Here is a 21,903-nt window from a genome sequence, read left to right as displayed (position 1 = left end):
GGGGTTATTTTTTCTTCTTGTGGAAAGGCAGCTGGCTGGCGCGACGCTCTTTGACGTATGACACCAAACTGTAAAGCGCAACCCCCAGCAAAATGACCGCGGCGAGAAGGAGAATAATACCGGACATACACAATCCTGGGTCCTGGTTGAAAACGATGCACTCTATAAATACGCGGCTAAGATAGCATCGGGATATGTCTGAAATATGACTCTTCCATCGGTAAAACCTAACAACTGCCGCAGAGTAAACCTGTTGTTTTGTCGGGCGGGGTAACACTCCGTTAAGCGATTTTACAGACGCGCGGCCTCGAGGCTGCTACTCTGCACGCGAGTACGAATTGTCTGAGAATAATATTGAATGCGTAATAAACATGTCGTCAGCCTGTCAGGGGTGGCACTTATCCTGGTCTCGTTTGCTGCACAGGCAGAGACCGAACGTCAGCAAACCCGGGAACGGATCGTCGATCAGGTGCTCAAGCCCTGCGAAGGCAAGAAGGCCGGAGACAAAGTGGTGATGGTCGATCGCCGCGGCGGAGAGCATGAGGCTATCTGCACCCTGGCGGCGGTGCCGCTGCCGGAGTAACCGCGACCGCCGCCGGGGAGATGAGAGATTTCCCGTGCCGCCATCCACCAGCAGCTCGCTTCCCACCACGTAGCTGGACTCGTCCGAAGCGAGATACAGCGCGGCCTTCGCCAGCTCCTGCGGCGTGCCCATCCGCCCGAGCGGGATCCGGTTTTTAATCTCCTGATGCAGGGCGCCGAGCGCCTGCGCGCTGAGGCCGAGCTTATCCAACGCTGTCGTGCTCACCGGGCCAGGGCGCAGGCTGCGGAAAATAATTTTGTCCCCCCCGGTCTGCCCGATGACCAGCTTCGTTAACCTGATCGCCGGGAAGTGGGCGAGCTCGGGCTGTCGATGCGCGAAGCGCTGCAGCCTGGCGGAGTGGATGAACCACAACGGCCATCGGCTTCGGCGCTAAAAGAATGCCCGCGGCCTCAGTTTGCGCGCTGTCGTCTGGCAAAATGTCATAAATTTGTCACAATCAGGACGATGCTAATCACTGACTGAGGGTTAAGGGATGAGAAAAAGTCTACTCGCCGGCGCGATTGCCGCTGGCGTTTTGCTGTCCGCGGGCGTCCAGGCGCAGGATCAGGCGGCCCCGCAGGGCTATCAGCTCCAGCAGGTGCTGATCATGAGCCGCCACAACCTGCGCGCGCCGCTGGCGAATAACGGCAGCGTGCTGGAGCAGTCAACGCCGAAATCCTGGCCGGAGTGGGACGTTCCGGGCGGGCAGCTGACCACCAAGGGCGGGGTGCTGGAAGTCTATATGGGGCACTATATGCGGGAGTGGCTGGCGCAGCAGAAGCTGGTGACCAGCGGCGAGTGCCCGCCGGACAACGCGGTGTATGCCTATGCTAATAGCCTGCAGCGCACCGTCGCGACCGCCCAGTTCTTTATCACCGGCGCCTTTCCTGGCTGCGGCGTAACCGTCCACCACCAGCCGCAAATGGGCACCATGGACCCGACCTTTAACCCGGTTATCACCGATGACTCCGCGGCGTTTAGCGAGAAAGCGGTGCAGGCAATGGAGGCAGAGCGGCAAAAAATGCAGCTCACCGAGAGCTACAAGCTGCTCGAAGAGATGACCGACTATCGCAATTCGCCTTCCTGCAAAGAGAAGCAGCAGTGTTCGCTGAGCGACGGGAAGGACACCTTCAGCGCCAAATATCAGCAGGAACCGGGCGTTTCCGGGCCGTTGAAGGTCGGTAATTCGCTGGTGGACGCGTTCACCCTGCAGTATTACGAAGGCTTCCCGCAGGACCAGGTGGCGTGGGGCGAAATCAAAACCGATAAGCAGTGGCAGGTGCTGTCGAAGCTGAAAAACGGCTATCAGGATAGCCTGTTTACCTCAACGGAAGTGGCGCGCAACGTCGCGAAGCCGCTGGTGAAGTATATCGACAAGGCGCTGGTGGGCGACGCGGCGCAGGCGGCGAAGGTGACGCTGCTGGTGGGGCATGATTCCAATATCGCCTCGCTGCTGACGGCGCTGGATTTTAAACCCTATCAGCTGCACGATCAGAACGAGCGCACGCCGATTGGCGGCAAAATTGTCTTCCAGCGCTGGCACGACAGCGGCAGCAACCGCGAGCTGATGAAGATTGAGTACGTCTATCAAAGTACCGCGCAGCTGCGCAACGCCGACGCCCTGACGCTGCAGTCTCCGCCGCAGCGGGTGACCCTGGCGCTGAACGGCTGTCCGGTGGACGCCGACGGGTTCTGCCCGATGGAGACCTTTAAAACGGTGATGAACCAGGCGGCAAAATAAAACAAAAAAACCCGGAAAATTCCGGGTTTTTTTATTCTGCTGCATCGTAGTTATACGTTTTTACGTTCGATGGTTTGCTCACCCCAGAACAGCGAATCTTTATCGGTTTTCGCAAAGGCCAGCGGCAGCACTTCATCGCTGCCTTCTTCCCAGATTTTTTCCGCTAACTTTTCATCGTATTTTGCTAATTCGAAAATCGCCTCGGCGATCTCCACCGAGGTATTGCGTAAACTTGCCCATTCACCGACGCGGTGAGCTTTTGCTTCTTGAGTTGGCATGCAAATCCTCCTGCTAAGGGTTAACCGTGTAATTTAACCGCCAGGCCGGCGACGTGTTCGCCCTGGTAGCGGGCGATCGCCAGCTCTTCCTCGCTCGGCTGGCGAGAGCCGTCGCCGCCGGCAATAGTGGTGGCGCCGTACGGCGTACCGCCGCGCACCACCGAGACGTCAAACAGTTCCTGCGCGCCGTAGCCAATCGGCACGATCACCATCCCGTGATGGGCGAGGGTGGTCCAGGTCGAGGTAATGGTCTGCTCCTGTCCGCCGCCGGTGCCGGTGGAGCTGAATACGCTGGCCAGCTTGCCGTACAGCGCGCCGGATGCCCACAGACCGCCCGTCTGATCGAGGAAGGTGCGCATCTGTCCGGACATGTTGCCGAAACGGGTTGGGGTACCAAAGATGATGGCGTCATACTCTGCCAGCTCCTGCGGCGTGGCGACGGGCGCATTTTGCGTTTTCCCGCCTGCTTTGGCGAATGCCTCAGCATGCATAGTTTCCGGCACGCGCTTCACCACCACTTCCACGCCGTCTACTCTGTTCGCCCCTTCGGCGACGGCATGAGCCATGGTTTCGATGTGTCCATACATTGAGTAATAAAGCACCAGAATTTTAGCCATTTGCATCACTCCTCGGTTGCGTTATAGGCCAGCCAAACGACTGGCTACCTTTAAAGATAAGGCGTCTGGCGGAGAGTGCAAATCTAACAATCATTTATTTGATTTATAACAAAATTGCAAAGATTGCCTTTGTCGCAAAAAGATACATTTTCCGCTGCGCTGTTTTCGTCTGCCATAAGAGTAGCTTAGCGCACTGGCGGGGCGGGAATATCCCGACAGCGCTGAAAGCTGTTGCAGGATGTTACTATTTGCCGGATGAATGAGTTTCATTCACTACGCTTAAAGGCACGCGATACGCTAATGGTCATGCCATAGGCCGCAGACGCTGCGGCTGCGTATTGCGCGTAATGCAGCATGATGTCTAACCAAGCGGAGGTCAGTGATGGCAAACCATCGTGGCGGTTCCGGCAACTTTGCCGAGGATCGTGAAAGAGCATCAGAAGCAGGTCGTAAAGGTGGACAACACAGCGGGGGGAACTTTAAAAACGATCCCCAGCGCGCCTCGGATGCGGGCAAAAAAGGGGGCAAAAACAGCCACGGCAATCGTCATAGCTGATTTATCGCCAATGACGCAGGTCGGGCGTTTTATGATGCGGGGTTAATCTCCCTGGCACCCTGCGCATCGCCCTCGCCGCCGGCAGCTGCCGGCGGTTTTTTTATTGCCAACGGTTGCGCTCCCGGCGGGCTAATTGCACACTATCCAGCTAATCATTCGCTACCGGCCGCGCTATGTCTTCGTTCAAATTCTCCATCAAACCCCAGGAAGCGATCCTTATTGTGATCACCATGTTCTGGGGCGGTACCTTCCTCGCCGTACAGTACGCCGTGACGCTCAGCGGGCCGTTCTTTTTTGTCGGCGTGCGTTTCGCGACCGCGGCGCTGGCGGTTGCTCTGCTATCGCTTCGCGTCCTGCGCGGGCTGACGTGGCTTGAGCTGAAGGCCGGGGTGGCGATTGGCGTCTCGATAGCGCTGGGGTACAGCCTGCAAACCTGGGGCCTGCAGTCGATCTCCAGCAGCAAGTCGGCCTTTATTACCGCCATGTACGTTCCGCTGGTGCCGCTGCTGCAGTGGCTGTGCCTCGGCAAAATGCCGGGAGTGATGTCCTGCCTGGGCGTGGTGCTGGCCTTTACGGGCCTGATTCTGCTGGCCGGGCCGGAAAATAATCTGCTGGCGCTCGGCGTCGGCGAAGCGATCACCCTCGCCAGCGCGCTGGCGATCGCCGCAGAGATTATCTTAATTAGCGCCTGGGCCGGAAAGGTCGACGTTCGGCGGGTGACGGTGGTGCAGCTGGCCACCGCGTCGCTGGTGGCGTTTGCGGCGATGGTGCCGGCAGGGGAAGCGATCCCTGCGATGTCGCCGGGGCTGCTGGGCGTTGCGCTGGGGCTGGGCATTTTCAGCGCCATTATTCAGGTCACCATGAACTGGGCGCAGCGCAGCGTCTCGCCGACCAGGGCGACGCTTATTTATACCGGCGAGCCGGTGTGGGCGGGGATTTTTGGCCGTATTGCCGGCGAGCGCTTACCGCTGCTGGCGCTGGTGGGCTGCGCTTTTATTCTGGCCGGCGTTCTGGTGAGCGAGCTGAAGCTTAAGCGGAAAAAGGCCTCCGCTACGCAGGAGGCCCCGGCGGAGGCCGGGGCGCTGCCCGAGCTTGCGGAGCGCCCGGACCCCTAATCCCGGTCGGTCTGGCATGACCGGGAAGGCACCCTTTATACCGTGGCGTTAGGCGCTTCTGCTACCCGCGCGCGGCGGCTAAGCAGAGCGTGCAGGAGAATGGCGCCAAAGGTCGCGGTGCCGATCCCACCGAGGGTGAAGCCGCCCAGCGAGAGGGCAAAATCACCGGCGCCGAGCACCAGGGTGACCGCCACCATAATCAGGTTCCCGTTCTGGCTCAGATCGACCCGGTTCTGTACCCAAATCCGCGCCCCGGCCACCGCAATCAGCCCAAATACCACGATCGAGGCCCCGCCGATGACCGGCCCGGGAATGGTGTGGATCAGCGCGCCAAACTTGGGCGAAAACCCGAGCAGGACGGCAATCAGCGCGGCGGCAACGAACACCAGCGTCGAGTAGACTTTGGTGACCGCCATCACCCCGATATTCTCCGCATAGGTGGTGACGCCGCTGCCGCCGACGGCGCCGGAAAGCATCGTCGCCAGCCCGTCGCCGACGAACGCCCGGCCCATATACGGGTCCATATTGCGCCCGGTCATTCCGGCTACGGCCTTCAGGTGGCCGAGGTTTTCAGCAACCAGAATCACCGCCACGGGCGCAATCAGCATCATCGCCTGACCGTTAAAGGTCGGGGAGGTGAAGCGGGGAAGACCAAACCACGCGGCCTGTTCCAGCAGAGAAAAGTCGAGCGGCTTGCCCAGCCCGAGGCCGTTTGCCAGCAGCGCGTAGAGCACGCAGGCCGCAATCAGGCCGACGAGGATCAGCAGCCGCTGCAGCATGCCGCTGGTGAAGACCGCCACGAGGCCGATGCACAGCACGGTCAGCACCGCCATCCAGCCGTCAAACGGCGTCGCTGAAACGCTGCGCACCGCAATCGGCGCGAGGTTCAGGCCAATCGCCATCACCACTGCGCCGGTGACCACCGGCGGCATAAGGCGTTCGATCCAGCGGGTGCCGGCTTTCATCACCACCAGGCCAATCAGGGTATAAAGCAGGCCGCAGACGATAATCCCGCCGAGGGCGACGTCCAGGTGCGGGTTCAGCCCCTGGCCGTTAAAGCCGGTGACGGCGATGACCACGCCGACAAAGGCCGCGCTGGAGCCCAGATAGCTCGGCACCCGGCCACCGGTCACCAGAAAGAACAGCAGGGTGCCAATGCCTGACATCAGGATCGACAGGTTGGGGTCGAGCCCCATCAGTATCGGCATCAGCACGGTGGCGCCGAACATCGCGACCGCGTGCTGCACGCCCATAACCACGGTTTGCCCGACGGAAAGGCGTTCATCGGGAGCCACCACGCCGGAAGCGGCGGAGGGGGAGGTCAACTGCCAGCGAGGAAAATCGAAAAGTGCCATGATGATATCCCGGGTTCAAGGTTAACAGGCTGGGCGCATAAGCGTGTGATAGCCGCGGTCGAACCACATCAGCCCGCGCGGCTGCGGATGCTTAACGATGGCGGCGACCTCGCAGAACAGAATGTCGTGGCTGCCGACGCTGACGACCTGGCTGATGCGGCAGTCGAAGCTCACCAGCGCATCGTTCAGGCGCGGGCAGCCGGTGACGCCGGGCTGCCATTGCGCGGCGGCGAAGCGCTCCGCCATCGGCGTTTTACCGCCAAACAGATTGGAGAGCGGCTCCTGTCCCGCCGCCAGGGTATTGACGCACAGCGCCTGATGCTGGCTAAAGGTCGGCCACACCGAGGCAGAACGGTTCAGGCAGACCAGCAGCGTCGGCGGCTCGTCGGTCACGCTGCACACCGCGCTGGCGGTAAAGCCGGCGCGGCCCGCCGGACCGTCGGTGGTAATGATGTTAACCGCGGCGCCGACCTGGGCCATGGCGTCGCGAAAGCTTTGTTTATCCGCAATAGGCATGGAGGCTCCTTATGCCAGCCGGCAGGCATCGTCAAATGAGAGACGCGGCAGGCGATCGTAGAGCTTTGTCTCATCGCCATAGCCGATGTTAATCAACAGGTTGCTTTTCCAGGCGCCGTCGGCAAAGAAGGCCGCGTCGACCTTTTCCCGATCGAACCCCGACATCGGCCCGGTATCGAGGCCAAGGGCGCGGCAGGCGAAAATGAGATAGGCCGCCTGCAGGGAGCTATTGCGAAAGGCGGTCTCCTCGGCGTGCTGGGGGCTGGAGGTAAACCAGCTGCGGGCGTCGCCGTGGGGGAACAGCGCCGGCAGGCGATCGTAAAAGGCGCTGTCCCAGGCCACGATGGCGGTGACCGGCGCGCTGAGAGTTTTTTGCAGATTGCCGCTGGAGAGCGTCGGGCGCAGCTTCTCTTTGCCTTCCGGGGTGCGGACAAAAACGATCCGCGCCGGCGAGCAGTTGGCCGAGGTCGGGCCCATTTTCATCAGCGCGTAAATCTCCTCCAGCAGGCCGTCGGACACCGGCTTATCCAGCCAGCTGCCGTGGGTTCTGGCGTGTCTGAACAGCGTGTCGCACGCGCTTTGGCTAATACTCTCACTCATAAACTCTCCTGGCCGGCGGGCAGCATTGCGGCCAGCCCGTCGCATAAAATGGGGTTAAAGGTAGCGGTATCGGTGACGTTACAAGCATGGCCGCCCCAGGCCATCTCCACCAGCTGGCTGCCCGGGATCGCGGCCTGCAGCGAACGCGAGCAGGAGGCGGGCACCAGCAGATCGTCACGGGCGCTGATCACCAGGGTCGGACAGGTCACCGCCGCCGCCTGACGAGAGAAATCGGCCTGCTTCAGCGCCTGTAGCCGCTTCAGCAGGTTGTCCTTACCCTGAAAATGGCTGAGCGCAAGGGCGTCCTCCGCCTCCATGCGCGGCGCGCGCGCGGCCATCCACTCCGCCGGATAGAGGAACAGCGGCTGCGCCTCCACCCACGCCTGGGCGCCGCCGGTATGCAGCAGGCGCTCGCGTACCTGGAAGCAGCGGCGGGTATGCGTCGACAGCGTCAGCCAGGCGTTAACCAGCACCAGGGCGCTGACCGCCCGGGGTTTGTCGAGCGCCAGCTGCAGGCCGATCAGCCCGCCCAGCGCATGGCCCACCAGCGCGAAGCGCGTGATTCCTGCCTTCTCCAGCGCCTGCCACAGCTCCTGGGCCATGGTTGCCATGCTGTAGGCGGCGGGCAGCGGGCCGGCGTTTTCGCCGGTGCCGTTCTGGTCATAGGTCACCAGCTGGTATTGCTCGGCCAGCGACGCGCGCTGCGCGGTCCAGTAGCTGCCGGCACCGCCCAGTCCGGCGCTCAGCACCACCACCGGGGCGCCGGCATAAGGCGCAGGGGCGATATTGAGCTTCATAGCGCCGGCTTCCCGATATGCGCCACCGTGGCGATCTCCACCAGCGCCTCTGGCTTCACCAGGCCGCACTGAATGCAGAACCGAGCCGGCTTATCGCCGGGGAAGAACTCGGCGTAAACTTCGTTAATCGCGGCGTAGTTTTTCCAGTCGGTGATAAAGATGCTGTTGAAGGTCACATCCTCCATACTGCCCCCCGCCGTTTCGATAACGCTGCGGATGGTCTCCAGAACGTGACGGGTTTGCGCCTTTGGGTCGCCGATATAGACCACGTTGTTTTGCTTATCGAACGGCAGCGTACCGGAGACGTACACCACGCCATCGGCCAGCGTGCCGGGAACGAAAGGGGCGATCGGCGTGGTGGTGCCGGGTGGAATAATGACCTGTTTAGGCATAACGTTTCTCCTCCGGGAACGGGATGGGGCTGGCGGGCTGCAGGGCATCGCAGAAGCTGGCGACGTCGCTGACCCAGCCAAAGAAGGTCTCAATATTGAACAGCGCCGCCTGCTGAGCGAAGGCCGGCCCGGCCTGATGGGTGGCGTCCTCCAGCACGATGCCGAAATATTCGAGGAAGAAGCCGTCGCGCAGGGTGGACTCCACGCAGACGTTGGTGGCGATACCGGTGAACACCAGGTGGCGAATGCCGCGGCTGCGCAAGATGCTGTCCAGCTGGGTGTTGTAGAAGCCGCTGTAGCGCGGTTTCGGCAGCACCACGTCGCCCGGCTGCGGCCTGAGCTCATCGACCAGCTGGTAGTCCCAGCCGCCTTTAGCCAGCAGCTTGCCCTGCAGCTCGGGGCGGCGGCGCATGGTCTTCAGGGCGTTGGATTTATGGTAATTGGGCGAACCGGGGCCGCCGGCCTCCATGTACTGGTCGTCCCAGCCGTTCTGGAACCAGATAATCAGCATTCCGGCGGCGCGGGCGGCGGCGACGGCGGTGTTAATGTTGTCGATAACCGGCCGGGTGGCGGAGACGTCAAAACCGGCCAGATCGAGATAGCCGCCCTGGCTGGCGTAGGCGTTTTGCATATCCACCACGATCAGCGCGCTGTTTTGCGCCGCGAAGGTGAGGGATTCCGGGCGAGCGGGAAGGGTAATCATCAGGCAACCTCGCGAGTAGCGGTGGCAATATGGTCGCGGCAGCGCATCAGCGGCTGAATGCGCTCGCCGAAGGCGTCAATGCCGCCGAGGAAATCATCAAAGGTCAGCAGCACGCCGTCGGTACCGGGGACCGCGGCGACTTCATCAAGCATGCGGGCGACGCTGGCGTAGGAGCCGACGAGGGTGCCCATGTTGATATTGACCGCCGAGGTGGGGTCGGCCATCTGGCGGACGTTGGTATCGCTGCCGGAGCGGGTATCCTTTTGGCTCTGCTCGGTGAGCCACGCCAGCGCCTCTTCGTCGGCGCCGGCCTTGTAGTGCTCCCATTTGGCGCGCGCGGCTTCATCCGTTTCGTCGGCGATAACCATAAACAGCACGTACGAGCCGACGTCGCGGCCGGTTTTTTCCGCCGCCTGCATCATGCGCGCGGCGGTCGGGGCGAAGGCGGCCGGGGTGTTGACCCCTTTGCCGAAGCAGAAGTTGTAGTCGGCGTACTGGGCGGAGAAGGCCATGCCGGCATCGCTTTGCCCGGCGCAGATAACCTTCATCGGCTGCGACGGCTGCGGGCTGACGCGGCAGTCGTTCATCGTGAAGTGGTCGCCCTTAAAGTCGCTCTTCCCGGTACCCCACAGATCGCGCAGCACCTGGACATATTCGCTGAGATAGTCGTAGCGGCTGGCGAAATAGTCGTCACCCGGCCAGATCCCCATCTGCTCGTACTCCGGCTTTTGCCAGCCGGTGACCAGGTTAACGCCGAAGCGGCCGCCGGAAATGGAGTCGATGGTGGAGGCCATCCGGGCGACGATGGCCGGAGGCAGGGTCAGGGTGGCGGCGGTGGCGTAGATCTGGATCCGCGACGTTACCGCCGCCAGGCCCGCCATCAGGGTGAAGGATTCGAGATTATGATCCCAGAATTCGGTTTTACCGCCAAAGCCGCGCAGCTTGATCATCGACAGCGCGAAGTCAAAGTTGTAGTGCTCGGCTTTCTGCACAATCGCTTTATTCAGCTCAAACGTCGGCATGTACTGCGGGGCATGGGTGGAAATGAGCCAGCCGTTATTGCCGATCGGAACGAAGACACCAATTTTCATATGCACCTCTTTGCGGTCGTTAAACAAGAAGGCGTGCGGCGCTGCATCCTGCATCTCCCTGAGCCACCTCGCTAATCTGATAAAGCAAAGACGATGCCAGTTTTACAAAAGCTAATGTTATTAATGTGTTGCTTAATGGTTGCCGGATGTGATGCTGAGAAAAGTAGACTAAATGGTCAAAATTGGTGCACGAAAAAACGGCAGTCATGCGCAATTGGGGTGCAGGAGGTCGTGTCGGCGATGGGCTTTTGCTATGCTGATGGCGGTGAAACAAGGAGATAACAAATGGCACAGGGCGCCGAGAAAAAAAGCGGCAAGCGTTCGCTGGCGGTGAGCGCAAAGAAAGAGGCTATCCTCGCCGCCGCGCTGGACGCGTTTTCGCAATTTGGCATTCACGGCACGCGGCTTGAGCAGGTTGCGGAGCTGTCCGGGGTATCGAAAACCAATTTGCTTTACTACTACCCGTCGAAAGAGGCGCTGTACGTTGCCGTTTTGCAGCAGATCCTCACCATCTGGCTGGCGCCGCTGAAGGCCTTTCGCGAAGATATCAGCCCGCTGGTGGCGATCCGCGAATACATACGCCTGAAGCTGGAGGTCTCCCGCGACCATCCGCAGGCGTCAAAGCTGTTCTGCCTCGAGATGCTGCAGGGCGCGCCGCTGCTGATGGGAGAGCTGACCGGCGATCTGAAAGCGCTGGTGGATGAAAAGTCGGCGATCGTTTCCGGCTGGGTTGAAAGCGGCAAGCTGGCGCCGGTCGATCCCCAGCACCTGATCTTTATGATCTGGGCCACCACGCAGCATTACGCCGATTTTGCCACCCAGATTGAGGCGGTGACCGGCGCAACGCTGCGTGATGAAGCGTTCTTTCAGCAGACCGTGGAAAACGTTCAGCGGATGATCGTTGAAGGGATCCGGGTACGCTAGTTGGCCGGCGGCAGCGGGCAGCTCTGATCGCCATCTTCACACTGCAGCAGCGAGGAGAGGTACGATTCACGCTCTACGGTTTTGTCCGCCATGCACTGGTTGATCAGCATCGGCTGGACGCTGCCGCCTTCGGCCCCGGAGGTTAAAAACGCGCAGTCGGCGTCGCGCAGCGCGATCCACGCCAGCTGGGATTTCTTCAGCAGCGCCTGCTGGCTGGCTGAGGCACGCTTCAGGGCCTGCTGGTAGGTCTGGTTGAGCTTGCCGTCGGCCGCCTGATACTGCGCCGCCGTGCACTGGTTCATCTCCATTTGATTGTTGGCGTTGGCGCATTCGTCCGCCAGCGCCTGCCCGCTTGCTAACAGGGCGGCAAGCGCGAGTAAAGTGCGTTTCATTGTTCCACTCCCATACATAAAAAAGGCCCCCGTCCGGGAGCCTTAATTAACCACAGCTTTGGCCTGCTGTCATCTGGTCTGCGATCCCCCGGCGGCGGGCTAGAGTTTTGCCCGACGCCGCCTGCGGGAATCGGCCTTAGCCGATGGTCATCAGGCTGGCGTTGCCGCCCGCCGCCGCGGTATTGACGCTCAGCGAGCGCTCGATATAGAGGCGCTCGAGCAGCAGGTTGGTTTCGCCGCGGGCGAATCCCTGTACCGAAACGATCGCCCCGTCCCGCGCCGCCACCTGCTCGCACAGCGCGCGCAGCTGATCGGAGTCGCCGTGGTAAATCACCGCGTCGAAGGACTGGGCGGTGAGATCGGCCTCTTTGGCGAAGTGGATGCGCTCGCTGACTTCGCGCGGCAGCTTCTTCGCCAGTTCGCGATGCAGGGCGTTGTCCGGCCACAGGATCTCGCAGCCGACGGCGGCAACTGCCGCCAGCTGGGTCAGCGCATCCTGTTCATTATCCGCCACGCACAGCACGCGGTCGCGGGGGATAAAGGTCAGGGTGTTGCGCTCGCCGGTCGGCCCCGGCAGCAGGCGCTGGGTGCCGGCCTGCGCCTGTTCGCTATACTGCTGGCACAGCGCCTGCAGCTCCGGCCGGCCTGTGGCCCACTGCTGCAGGGCAATCAGCGGTTTTTCCAGCAGGGTTTTCAGCTGGGCGTCCAGCGGACGTTCAGCGTCCTGGCGGGCGAGGGTTGCGCCGACGGCGTTCTGCGGACGGCTTGAGAGCAGGCGGTACAGATACAGCGGACCGCCCGCTTTCGGGCCGGTGCCCGACAGGCCTTCGCCGCCAAACGGCTGAACGCCAACCACCGCGCCGACCATATTACGGTTGACGTACAGGTTGCCGACTTTTGCGCTGCCGGTGACCTGGGCAATGGTTTCGTCGATGCGAGTATGGACCCCGAGCGTCAGGCCGTAGCCGGAAGCGTTGATCTGCTCAACCAGCCGATCCAGCGCGTTGCGGTTGTAGCGCACCACGTGCAGAACCGGGCCAAAGACCTCTTTTTTCAGCTCGTCAAAGCTGTCGAGCTCGATAAGCGTCGGCGGAACGAAGGTTCCGCTCTGCCATTCGCGCGCGTCGTCGCTGTTCTCGCGCACCGCCTGGAAGACGTTGCGCCCCTTGGCGCGCAGCGTCTGAATGTGGCGCTCGATATTCTCTTTCGCTTCGGCATCAATCACCGGCCCGATATCGGTGGTCAGGCGGCCAGGGTTGCCCATCCGGCATTCGCCCATCGCGCCGCGCAGCATGGTCAGCGTATGGTCGGCAATCTCCTCCTGCAGGCACAGCACCCGCAGCGCGGAGCAGCGCTGGCCGGCGCTGTCGAAGGCGGAGGCCAGCACGTCAACCACCACCTGCTCGGTCAGCGCCGACGAGTCGACGATCATCGCGTTCATGCCGCCGGTTTCAGCGATCAGCGGCGTCGGACGCCCCTGGGCATCAAGGCGGCTGGCGATATTGCGCTGCAGCAGCGTCGCGACCTCGGTGGAGCCGGTAAACATCACCCCGCGCACGCGGTGGTCGCCGGTGAGCGCGGCGCCGACGGTTTCCCCGCGGCCCGGCAGCAGCTGGATAACGCCCGGCGGGACGCCGGCTTCCAGCAGAATCGCTACGCCCTGAGCGGCGATCAGCGGCGTCTGCTCGGCGGGTTTCGCCAGCACGCTGTTGCCCGCGGCCAGCGCGGCGGCAATTTGACCGGTGAAGATCGCCAGCGGGAAGTTCCACGGGCTGATGCACACCACCGGCCCCAGCGGACGGTGGGTTTCATTATCAAAGTCGTCGCGAACCTGGCCGGCGTAGTAGTGCAGGAAGTCGACCGCTTCACGAACTTCGGCGATGGCGTTGCTGAAGGTTTTACCCGCTTCGCGCACCAGAATCCCGATCAGCGTCTGCGTTTGGCCTTCCATCAGGATCGCCGCGCGTTCGAGGATGGCCGCGCGCTCCTGCGGCGGGGTGGCGAACCAGATCGGCGCGCAGTTGACCGCGCTGGTCAGCGCCTGCTGTACCTCTTCGTCGCTGGTTTCGCGCACGTGGCCGACGATATCCTTCGGCTCGGCAGGGTTAACGATCGCCTGCAGCTCGCCTTCGGCAGCCGGATGCTCCAGCATCGGCAGGGCCTGCCACTTGTGCAGGGCGCTGTTGAGTAAAGAGGAGGAGAGGGAGGCGAGGCGGTGCTCGTTCGCCAGATCCAGCCCCGCGGAGTTGCTGCGGCCCTGACCATAAAGGTCGCGCGGCAGCGGAATTTTCGGATGCGGCAGGCCGGCCTGGCCCTCCTGCTGCGCCAGCTTCTCGACCGCGCTGACCGGGTCGGCGACCAGTTCGTCAAGCGGCAGGCTGGTATCGGCGATGCGGTTGACGAAGGAGGTGTTGGCGCCGTTCTCCAGCAGGCGGCGTACCAGGTAGGCCAGCAGGGTTTCGTGGGTGCCGACCGGGGCATAGATTCGGCACGGTCGGTTGAGCTTGCCGTCGGCTACTTTGCCTACCACCTGCTCATACAGCGGCTCGCCCATGCCGTGCAGGCACTGGAACTCGTACTGACCCGGGTAATAGTTCTGCCCCGCCAACTGGTAAATGGCCGCCAGGGTGTGGGCGTTGTGGGTGGCGAACTGCGGGTAAATCAGGCTCGGCACCGTCAGCAGCTTTTTCGCGCAGGCGAGATAGGAGACGTCGGTGTAAACCTTGCGGGTATAAACCGGGTAGCCTTCCAGGCCGTCCATCTGCGCGCGCTTGATTTCGCTGTCCCAGTAGGCGCCCTTGACCAGGCGGATCATCAGACGGCGGCGGCTGCGGGTGGCGAGATCGATCAGCGAGTCGATCACAAACGGGCAGCGCTTCTGATAGGCCTGAATAACGAAGCCGATCCCGTTCCAGCCCGCCAGCTCTGGCTCAAAGCACAGCTTCTCCAGCAGGTCGAGAGAGATCTCCAGGCGATCGGCCTCTTCGGCGTCGATATTAATGCCGATATCGTACTGGCGTGCCAGCAGGGTCAGCGACTTCAGGCGCGGATAGAGCTCATCCATCACCCGATCGTACTGCGCGCGGCTGTAGCGTGGATGCAGGGCGGAGAGCTTAATGGAGATCCCCGGACCCTCATAGATGCCGCGGCCGTTGGAGGCTTTGCCGATCGCGTGAATGGCCTGCTGGTAGGAGACCATATAGGCCTGGGCGTCGGCGGCGGTCAGCGCCGCTTCCCCGAGCATATCGTAGGAGTAGCGGAAGCCTTTCTCTTCGAGCTTGCGGGCGTTGGCCAGCGCTTCGGCGATGGTTTCGCCGGTGACGAACTGCTCGCCCATCAGGCGCATCGCCATATCAACGCCTTTGCGAATCAGCGGCTCGCCGCTTTTGCCAATGATGCGGTTCAGCGAACGCGACAGGCTGGTTTCATTGTGGGTGGAGACCAGCTTGCCGGTAAACAGCAGCCCCCAGGTGGCGGCGTTAACGAACAGCGACGGGCTGCGGCCGATATGCGACTGCCAGTTACCGTTGCTGATCTTGTCGCGGATCAGGGCGTCGCGAGTGGCTTTATCCGGAATACGCAGCAGCGCCTCCGCGAGGCACATCAGCGCCACGCCCTCCTGCGAGGAGAGGGAGAACTCCTGCAGCAGGCTCTGCACCATCCCGGCGCGCCCGCTGGCGTTTTTTTGATTGCGCAGCTTTTCCGCCAGCGTCCAGGCGAGCTTGTGCGCCTGTTCGCCCAGCGCCTGCGGCAGGCGGGCCTGCTCGAGGAGCATCGGCACGGCGTCGGTTTCGGCGCGGCGATAAGCGGCGGTAATGTCCGCCCGCGCCACCGACTGCGGCAGGATCTGCTCGGCAAATTCAAGGAACGGCTGGTACGGCTCTTCGCTCAGCGGACCCGCTTCGTCGCTTTCGTTGGCCGCGCCGGAGAGCAGTGCCGGAAGCTCGGGCAGCGATTCATCATTCTCCAGCTTTTCCAGATAGTTGAAAATCGCCTGCTTAATTAGCCAGTGCGGCGTGCGGTCGATACGGCTGGCGGCGGACTTGATGCGTTCGCGCGTAGCTTCGTCAAGTTTAACGCCCATGGTGGTGGTGCCCATGTCATGAACTCCTGTTATTGGTCATTCGCTTCATCCATGACCCGACCCGTATTGTGGCGGCATGATTCGGCGAGCTGAGCTTCTGTGCGGTTATGCGGTTGCGTAGGAATATCTACTATGTTGCAACTTTGTGCAACCTTGTTAATCGCAACTTGTGGGTCAGGCTGAAAAATGGGTTTGTTGTTAAATTTAATGATGGGATTAGCGGTAATTTAACCTTTATTTAAAGGCATATTTACCTGCGTTAGTTAACAGTTTTACAAGGTGCAACCAATAAAAACGTGAGGAAGTGCAACCTATAACAAAATGAGGTTTGGTCATCGGCGGAATTAGTGTAAATGCTGTGTTAAATCGTTTGTGAAAAACCGCAGCTTCCGTCAGGATACGGTCGCCCAATACAACCATTGTGCCATTACCCCGTTCCGGTAGTGGAATAAAACGACAAATCTGGACGCTGTCGACAAAAAATCTGGAGATTTGCATGGCTATTAGCACCCCGATGTTGGTGACTTTTACTATTTATATATTTGGCATGGTACTGATCGGGTTTATTGCCTGGCGTTCGACGAAGAACTTCGATGATTATATTCTCGGTGGCCGTAGCCTCGGTCCCTTCGTGACCGCGCTGTCCGCTGGAGCCTCGGATATGAGCGGCTGGCTGCTGATGGGGCTGCCGGGAGCCATATTTCTTTCCGGTATTTCCGAGAGCTGGATTGCCATCGGCCTGACGCTGGGGGCGTGGGTTAACTGGAAGCTGGTAGCCGGTCGCCTGCGTGTTCATACCGAGGTGAATAATAACGCGCTGACCCTGCCGGACTATTTCACCGGCCGCTTTGAAGATAAAAGCCGGGTGCTGCGTATTATCTCCGCGCTGGTTATTTTACTGTTCTTCACTATTTATTGTGCCTCCGGCATCGTTGCCGGTGCGCGTCTGTTTGAAAGCACCTTTGGCATGAGCTACGAAACGGCGCTGTGGGCCGGTGCTGCCGCGACGATTATTTATACCTTCGTCGGCGGATTCCTCGCGGTAAGCTGGACCGATACCGTGCAGGCCAGCCTGATGATTTTCGCGCTGATCCTGACGCCGGTGATGGTGATTATTTCCGTCGGCGGCTTCGGCGATTCGCTGGAGGTGATTAAGCAAAAGAGCATTGAAAACGTCGATATGCTGAAGGGGCTTAATTTCGTCGCCATTATCTCGCTGATGGGCTGGGGGCTGGGCTACTTTGGTCAACCGCATATTCTGGCTCGCTTTATGGCGGCGGACTCCCATCACAGCATCGTCCACGCTCGCCGTATCAGCATGACCTGGATGATCTTCTGCCTGGCGGGCGCCGTGGCGGTTGGCTTCTTCGGCATCGCGTGGTTTAACAACAACCCGGCGCTGGCCGGGGCGGTAAATCAGAACTCCGAGCGCGTGTTTATTGAACTGGCGCAAATCCTGTTTAACCCGTGGATTGCCGGTATCCTGCTGTCGGCGATTCTGGCGGCGGTGATGTCAACCCTGAGCTGCCAGCTGCTGGTCTGTTCCAGCGCGATCACCGAGGATTTGTATAAGGCATTCCTGCGCAAGAACGCCGGGCAGAAAGAGCTGGTGTGGGTGGGTCGGATGATGGTGCTGGTGGTGGCGCTGATTGCTATCGCGCTGGCGGCCAATCCGGACAACCGCGTGCTGGGCCTGGTGAGCTACGCGTGGGCGGGCTTCGGTGCGGCCTTCGGTCCGGTGGTGCTGTTCTCCGTTATGTGGTCACGCATGACCCGCAACGGCGCGCTGGCCGGTATGGTTATCGGCGCGCTGACCGTTATCGTCTGGAAACAGTTTGGCTGGCTTGGCCTGTACGAAATCATCCCTGGCTTCATCTTTGGCAGCCTCGGGATTGTGGTCTTCAGCCTGCTGAGCAAAGCGCCTTCGGCATCCATGCAGCAGCGTTTTGCCGAGGCCGACGCCCACTATCACTCCGCGCCGCCGGTCCGCGCGACCGCAGAGTAAGCATAGGCTTTCTGCTAAAGCCCGCCTCCGGCGGGCTTTTTTGTCTCCGCGGTTCGCCGCAGCCGGACCGAGACCGACGGGAACCCTCTTGCTAATTCTCTGAAAATACGCTGATATCTGAGCACAAATAACAATGAGGATAGCAATATGAGTTTCAGACAGGGTGCAATGGCGCTGGTGCTGGCAGGGCTGCTTGGCGGCTGCGTGGCACCAGCCAAAACGACCGTTTCAGCGCCGGCTGCCGGCGCCTGCCCGGCGGACAATTCCATGGAGCAGACCACGCTGTACTTTGGCCTCAGCCGTCCGGCGGGTAAAGATATCACCCCCGCGGAGTGGCAGCAGTTTGTTGACCGCGACGTCACCCCGCGCTTTCGCGACGGCCTGACGGTATTTGACGCCCGGGGCCAGTGGCTGGGTAACGACGGGAGCGTGGCGCGCGAGCAGAGCAAGGCGCTGATGCTGATCCACGGGAAAGATGCGAAGAGCGAAGAGGGGATTGAGGCGCTGCGCACGATCTATAAGTCGCGCTTCGCCCAGGAGTCGGTGATGCGCGTCGATCGCCAGGTTTGCGTTCATTTCTAAATAAGCGTTATTGCTGAATAAGGCTTCTTGCTTAAGAAAAGGCGGGGCGATGCCCCGCCTTAATTGCGGCGATATTCGCGGCGCAAGCTCGCGCTTACAGCACCAGACCGGCGAAGCTGGCGGAGAGCAGGCTGACCAGCGTCGCACCGTAGACCAGGCGCAGGCCGAAGCGGGAAACAATGTTGCCCTGCGGCTCGTTAAGCCCCTTAATGGCGCCGGCGATAATGCCAATCGAGGCAAAGTTAGCAAAAGAGACCAGGAAGACCGACAGAATGCCCAGCCCGCGCGGCGTCATGCCGGCGGCAATTTTCTGCAGCTCGATCATCGCGACAAACTCGTTGGCCACCAGCTTGGTCGCCATAATACTCCCGGCGTTCAGCGCATCGCTGAGCGGAATACCGATCAGCCACGCCAGCGGGTAAAAGACGTAGCCCAGAATCTGCTGGAAGCTGAGGCCAAATACGGTAGCGAAGAGGGCGTTAACGGCGCTGATTAAGGCAATAAAGCCCATCAGCATTGCCAGAATAATCATCGCAACCTTGAAGCCAGCCAGAATATATTCGCCCAGCATTTCAAAGAAGCTCTGCGACTCATGCAGCTTCTCCAGCTTAATCTCTTCTTCGCTGCCCGGTCGCGTCGGGTTAATAATGGACAGCACAATAAAGGTGCTGAACATATTGAGGATCAGCGCCGCGACGACGTATTTCGCGTCCAGCATGCTCATATAGGCGCCAACAATCGACAGCGACACCGTCGACATCGCGGTGGCGGCCATGGTGAACAGCCGGCGAGAGGAGAGATCGCCGAGCACGCCCTTATAGGCAATGAAGTTTTCCGACTGTCCGAGGATCAGCGAGCTGACGGCGTTAAAGGATTCGAGCTTGCCCATGCCGTTGACCTTTGACAGCAGGGTGCCAATGACGCGAATGAAAATGGGCAGAATGCGCCAGTGCTGGAGAATACCAATCAGCGCGGAGATAAAGACAATCGGGCACAGCACGCCGAGGAAAATAAAGGCCAGGCCTTTTTCACTCATGCCGCCAAATACAAAGTTGGTGCCCTCAGCGGCAAAGCCGAGTAATGAGGTGAAAAAGCCGGAGATATTTTTAACTATCCACAGGCCGCTTTCGGCGTGGAGAAAAAAGAAAGCCAGGGCAATTTCAATAACAATTAACTGGATAATATAGCGAAAGCGGATTTTTTGTCGGTCATAGCTGGCAAGCCAGGCAAGGCCGAGGATAACCACCAGCGCCAGCAGGAAGTGTAAAAACTGAGTCATATTATTCTTTTCGCAGATAAATAAGGCCGCTATTTAGCCACAGCCGCTACGCCCGGTAAATATCTGCTGCGAAAAAACCGTCGATCCTGTTCTTCGCCGCTGGCACAGGCGAATACTTGCCTAAGTAATTATTTTCCAGCGATTAATTTACACCTCGTCATCATTCTCTACACATTTCACTTGTGTTTCTGATTATTGTAATGATAATCACTATCAGAAATATTTACCTATCTTTGCATCCGTTGACTGCGGCTCACATTTAAGGATGTCTGCATGTTTGTTCCATTTCTCATCATGTTACGTGAAGGCCTGGAGGCCGCGCTGATTGTCAGCCTGATCGCCAGCTATCTGAAACGCACTCAGCGTGGAAACTGGATTGGCGTAATGTGGATTGGGGTGTTCCTCGCGGCGGCGCTGTGCCTCGGCCTGGGGACCTTTATCAACGAAACAACCGGCGAATTTCCGCAGCGTGAACAGGAGCTGTTTGAGGGCATCGTGGCGCTGGTCGCGGTCTTTATCCTGACCTGGATGGTGTTCTGGATGCGCAAGGTGTCGCGCAACGTGAAGCAGCAGCTGGAGCAGGCGGTGGATAACGCCCTGCAGCGCGGTAACAACCACGGCTGGGCGCTGGTGATGATGGTCTTTTTTGCCGTCGCGCGCGAAGGGCTGGAGTCGGTATTTTTCCTGCTGGCGGCGTTCCAGCAGGATGTCGGTATCTGGCCGCCGCTGGGCGCGATACTTGGCCTCGCCACCGCAGTCGTCCTCGGTTTCCTGCTGTACTGGGGCGGCATCCGCCTTAACCTCGGCGCGTTCTTCAAGTGGACCAGCCTGTTCATCCTGCTGGTCGCCGCGGGCCTTGCCGCCGGCGCCATTCGCGCCTTTCACGAGGCCGGGCTGTGGAACCACTTCCAGGACGTGGCGTTCGATCTGAGCGGCGTGCTGTCGACGCACAGCCTGTTCGGTACGCTGCTTGAAGGCATCTTTGGCTATCAGGAAGCGCCGACCGTCAGCGAAGTGGCGGTGTACTTTATCTATTTGATTCCGGCGCTGGTGCTGTTTGCGCTGCCGCCGCGTAGCAATCCAGCAGCCTCGCGTACCGCTCCGCTTAAGTAGGGCGCCGCAGGATATATCGTTACAACATACTTACCGAAAGGGATGATCATAATGACTCATTTTCGCCGTAATGCGCTGCAGCTTGCCGTCGCAGCGTTGTTCAGCTCCGCCTTTTGCGTCCAGGCTGCGGATATTCCGCAGGTAAAAGTGACCGTTAATGACAAGCAGTGTGAACCGATGAACGTGACCGTGAAAGCGGGTAAAACGCAGTTCATCATTCAGAACCACAGTCAGAAGGCGCTGGAGTGGGAGATCCTTAAAGGCGTGATGGTCGTGGAAGAGCGCGAAAACATTGCGCCGGGCTTTACGCAAAAGCTGACGGCTAACCTGCAGCCGGGCGAATACGATATGACCTGCGGCCTGCTGACTAACCCGAAAGGGAAGCTGATTGTCACCGGTGCGGCCACCCAAGACGCGGCGAAAGCCGACGCGCTGCTGAGCCTCGGCGAAGCGATTACCGCCTATAAAGCCTACGTCACGGCACAAACTGCCCAGCTGGTTAGCGGCACGAAGGCCTTCACCGACGCGGTGAAAGCGGGCGATATCGAAAAAGCGAAAGCGCTGTATGCCCCGACGCGTCAGCACTACGAGCGCATCGAACCGATCGCCGAGCTGTTCTCCGATCTTGATGGCAGCATTGATGCCCGTGAAGACGACTACGAGAAGAAGGAGGAAGATCCGAAATTCACCGGCTTCCACCGTCTGGAAAAAGCCCTGTTTGGCGACAACAGCACCAAGGGCATGGAGAGCTACGCCGACCGTCTGAACAGCGACGTGCTGGAGCTGCAAAAGCGCATCAGCGAGCTGGCGTTCCCGCCGTCTAAAGTGGTGGGCGGCGCGGCGGGCCTGATTGAAGAAGTGGCCGCCAGTAAAATCAGCGGCGAAGAAGATCGCTACAGCCACACCGACCTGTGGGATTTCCAGGCCAACGTTGACGGCGCGCAGAAAATTGTCGACCTGCTGCGTCCGCAGCTGCAAAAAGAGAACGCCGCGCTGCTGGCGAAAGTTGACGCTAACTTCAAGAAAGTTGACGCGATCCTCGCGAAATACCGCACCAAAGACGGCTATGAGACCTATGACAAGCTGACCGATGCGGATCGTAACGCGCTGAAAGGCCCGATCACCACCCTGGCGGAAGATCTGGCTCAGCTGCGCGGGATCCTGGGTCTGGACTAAAGCG

The 21,903-nt window shown here is 60.3% G+C and carries 22 protein-coding genes and 1 pseudogene; 9 read left to right on the top strand and 14 right to left on the bottom strand.

Annotated elements, in window-relative coordinates; all coding sequences use genetic code 11:
• Positions 1 to 4: 4 nt before the first annotated feature.
• Positions 5 to 127: a small membrane protein gene (locus tag HCK03_RS17155; protein ID WP_095096195.1), complete on the bottom strand. Its 123-nt coding sequence runs from the start codon at positions 125 to 127 to the stop codon at positions 5 to 7.
• Positions 128 to 358: 231 nt separating this feature from the next.
• On the opposite strand from HCK03_RS17155, the gene HCK03_RS17150 reads away from it, so the two are divergent.
• Positions 359 to 583 (top strand): hypothetical protein, encoded by a 225-nt coding sequence (locus tag HCK03_RS17150; RefSeq protein ID WP_041144908.1) that lies wholly within the window; start codon positions 359 to 361, stop codon positions 581 to 583.
• Positions 584 to 607: 24 nt separating this feature from the next.
• Here the strand turns inward: HCK03_RS17150 and HCK03_RS17145 are convergent.
• Positions 608 to 817: pseudogene (locus tag HCK03_RS17145) on the bottom strand (SDR family oxidoreductase); the annotation flags it as partial.
• A 259-nt stretch (positions 818 to 1,076) separates the two neighbouring features.
• Here HCK03_RS17145 and agp point away from each other — a divergent pair.
• The gene (gene agp, locus HCK03_RS17140; RefSeq protein ID WP_123551198.1) at positions 1,077 to 2,324 is read left to right on the top strand and encodes a bifunctional glucose-1-phosphatase/inositol phosphatase; all 1,248 of its coding nucleotides are present in this window, start codon (positions 1,077 to 1,079) and stop codon (positions 2,322 to 2,324) included.
• A gap of 50 nt (positions 2,325 to 2,374) precedes the next feature.
• Here agp and HCK03_RS17135 read toward each other — a convergent pair whose 3' ends face one another.
• Entirely contained in the window at positions 2,375 to 2,602 is a 228-nt protein-coding gene (locus HCK03_RS17135; protein WP_041144910.1) for a YccJ family protein, read from the bottom strand.
• A 20-nt stretch (positions 2,603 to 2,622) separates the two neighbouring features.
• Positions 2,623 to 3,219 carry an NAD(P)H:quinone oxidoreductase gene (wrbA, locus tag HCK03_RS17130; protein WP_041144911.1) on the bottom strand — a complete coding sequence of 199 codons (597 nt, stop codon included), beginning with the start codon at positions 3,217 to 3,219 and terminating at the stop codon, positions 2,623 to 2,625.
• A gap of 382 nt (positions 3,220 to 3,601) precedes the next feature.
• Here wrbA and HCK03_RS17125 point away from each other — a divergent pair, with 382 nt between their 5' ends.
• Together HCK03_RS17125 and HCK03_RS17120 are read left to right on the top strand one after the other, a co-directional pair.
• Positions 3,602 to 3,775 carry a con-10 family general stress protein gene (locus tag HCK03_RS17125; RefSeq protein WP_041144912.1) on the top strand — a complete coding sequence of 58 codons (174 nt, stop codon included), beginning with the start codon at positions 3,602 to 3,604 and terminating at the stop codon, positions 3,773 to 3,775.
• A gap of 173 nt (positions 3,776 to 3,948) precedes the next feature.
• On the top strand, positions 3,949 to 4,890 hold the full coding sequence (locus HCK03_RS17120; RefSeq protein ID WP_041144913.1) for a DMT family transporter: 942 nt from the start codon (positions 3,949 to 3,951) through the stop codon (positions 4,888 to 4,890).
• 35 nt (positions 4,891 to 4,925) lie between these two features.
• Here the strand turns inward: HCK03_RS17120 and rutG are convergent, their stop codons facing one another.
• The 7 genes from rutG to rutA are packed head-to-tail and all read right to left on the bottom strand — an operon-like array spanning position 4,926 to position 10,344.
• Entirely contained in the window at positions 4,926 to 6,245 is a 1,320-nt protein-coding gene (gene rutG, locus HCK03_RS17115) for a pyrimidine utilization transport protein G (protein ID WP_041144914.1), read from the bottom strand.
• A 21-nt stretch (positions 6,246 to 6,266) separates the two neighbouring features.
• Positions 6,267 to 6,761, bottom strand: a complete 495-nt coding sequence (gene rutF / locus HCK03_RS17110; protein ID WP_041144915.1) for an NADH-dependent FMN reductase RutF — start codon at positions 6,759 to 6,761, stop codon at positions 6,267 to 6,269.
• 9 nt (positions 6,762 to 6,770) lie between these two features.
• The gene (locus tag HCK03_RS17105) at positions 6,771 to 7,361 is read right to left on the bottom strand and encodes a malonic semialdehyde reductase (RefSeq protein ID WP_041144916.1); all 591 of its coding nucleotides are present in this window, start codon (positions 7,359 to 7,361) and stop codon (positions 6,771 to 6,773) included.
• The gene (gene rutD / locus HCK03_RS17100; protein WP_115193164.1) at positions 7,358 to 8,158 is read right to left on the bottom strand and encodes a pyrimidine utilization protein D; all 801 of its coding nucleotides are present in this window, start codon (positions 8,156 to 8,158) and stop codon (positions 7,358 to 7,360) included. Before rutD ends, HCK03_RS17105 begins: the two co-directional genes overlap by 4 nt.
• A complete protein-coding gene (gene rutC / locus HCK03_RS17095; protein ID WP_041144918.1) occupies positions 8,155 to 8,550 on the bottom strand; it encodes a pyrimidine utilization protein C in 396 nt (131 codons plus the stop codon). The genes rutD and rutC overlap by 4 nt, the downstream gene beginning before the upstream one ends.
• A complete protein-coding gene (gene rutB / locus HCK03_RS17090) occupies positions 8,543 to 9,253 on the bottom strand; it encodes a pyrimidine utilization protein B (protein ID WP_041144919.1) in 711 nt (236 codons plus the stop codon). The genes rutC and rutB overlap by 8 nt, the downstream gene beginning before the upstream one ends.
• Positions 9,253 to 10,344, bottom strand: a complete 1,092-nt coding sequence (rutA, locus tag HCK03_RS17085; protein ID WP_041147574.1) for a pyrimidine utilization protein A — start codon at positions 10,342 to 10,344, stop codon at positions 9,253 to 9,255. The genes rutB and rutA overlap by 1 nt, the downstream gene beginning before the upstream one ends.
• A gap of 285 nt (positions 10,345 to 10,629) precedes the next feature.
• Here rutA and rutR point away from each other — a divergent pair, with 285 nt between their 5' ends.
• Complete coding sequence (gene rutR / locus HCK03_RS17080; RefSeq protein ID WP_041144920.1) at positions 10,630 to 11,268, top strand: HTH-type transcriptional regulator RutR; 639 nt, start codon at positions 10,630 to 10,632, stop codon at positions 11,266 to 11,268.
• On the opposite strand, the gene HCK03_RS17075 is transcribed toward rutR, so the two are convergent.
• Positions 11,265 to 11,660 carry a lysozyme inhibitor LprI family protein gene (locus tag HCK03_RS17075; RefSeq protein WP_041144921.1) on the bottom strand — a complete coding sequence of 132 codons (396 nt, stop codon included), beginning with the start codon at positions 11,658 to 11,660 and terminating at the stop codon, positions 11,265 to 11,267. The two genes, rutR and HCK03_RS17075, sit on opposite strands and share 4 nt — an antisense overlap.
• A 136-nt stretch (positions 11,661 to 11,796) precedes the next feature.
• Positions 11,797 to 15,759, bottom strand: a complete 3,963-nt coding sequence (putA, locus tag HCK03_RS17070) for a trifunctional transcriptional regulator/proline dehydrogenase/L-glutamate gamma-semialdehyde dehydrogenase (protein ID WP_167691940.1) — start codon at positions 15,757 to 15,759, stop codon at positions 11,797 to 11,799.
• 481 nt (positions 15,760 to 16,240) lie between these two features.
• On the opposite strand from putA, the gene putP reads away from it, so the two are divergent.
• Both putP and HCK03_RS17060 read left to right on the top strand, forming a co-directional pair.
• Positions 16,241 to 17,749, top strand: a complete 1,509-nt coding sequence (gene putP / locus HCK03_RS17065; protein WP_041144923.1) for a sodium/proline symporter PutP — start codon at positions 16,241 to 16,243, stop codon at positions 17,747 to 17,749.
• A 147-nt stretch (positions 17,750 to 17,896) separates the two neighbouring features.
• Positions 17,897 to 18,331 (top strand): DUF3574 domain-containing protein, encoded by a 435-nt coding sequence (locus HCK03_RS17060; protein ID WP_041144924.1) that lies wholly within the window; start codon positions 17,897 to 17,899, stop codon positions 18,329 to 18,331.
• A 94-nt stretch (positions 18,332 to 18,425) separates the two neighbouring features.
• On the opposite strand, the gene HCK03_RS17055 is transcribed toward HCK03_RS17060, so the two are convergent.
• Positions 18,426 to 19,610, bottom strand: coding sequence for a NupC/NupG family nucleoside CNT transporter (locus HCK03_RS17055; RefSeq protein WP_041144925.1), 1,185 nt, complete (start codon positions 19,608 to 19,610; stop codon positions 18,426 to 18,428).
• 273 nt (positions 19,611 to 19,883) lie between these two features.
• Here HCK03_RS17055 and efeU point away from each other — a divergent pair, with 273 nt between their 5' ends.
• On the top strand, positions 19,884 to 20,723 hold the full coding sequence (efeU, locus tag HCK03_RS17050) for an iron uptake transporter permease EfeU (RefSeq protein ID WP_167691939.1): 840 nt from the start codon (positions 19,884 to 19,886) through the stop codon (positions 20,721 to 20,723).
• 48 nt (positions 20,724 to 20,771) lie between these two features.
• A complete protein-coding gene (efeO, locus tag HCK03_RS17045) occupies positions 20,772 to 21,899 on the top strand; it encodes an iron uptake system protein EfeO (RefSeq protein WP_167692456.1) in 1,128 nt (375 codons plus the stop codon).
• Positions 21,900 to 21,903: the final 4 nt, after the last annotated feature.

Origin of the sequence: Klebsiella terrigena, from assembly GCF_012029655.1 — a bacterium.
GTDB classification, from domain to species: Bacteria; Pseudomonadota; Gammaproteobacteria; order Enterobacterales; family Enterobacteriaceae; genus Klebsiella; species Klebsiella terrigena.
The sequence above is the reverse complement of the archived record's forward strand: the minus strand, read 5'-3'. Positions and strand labels throughout refer to the sequence as shown.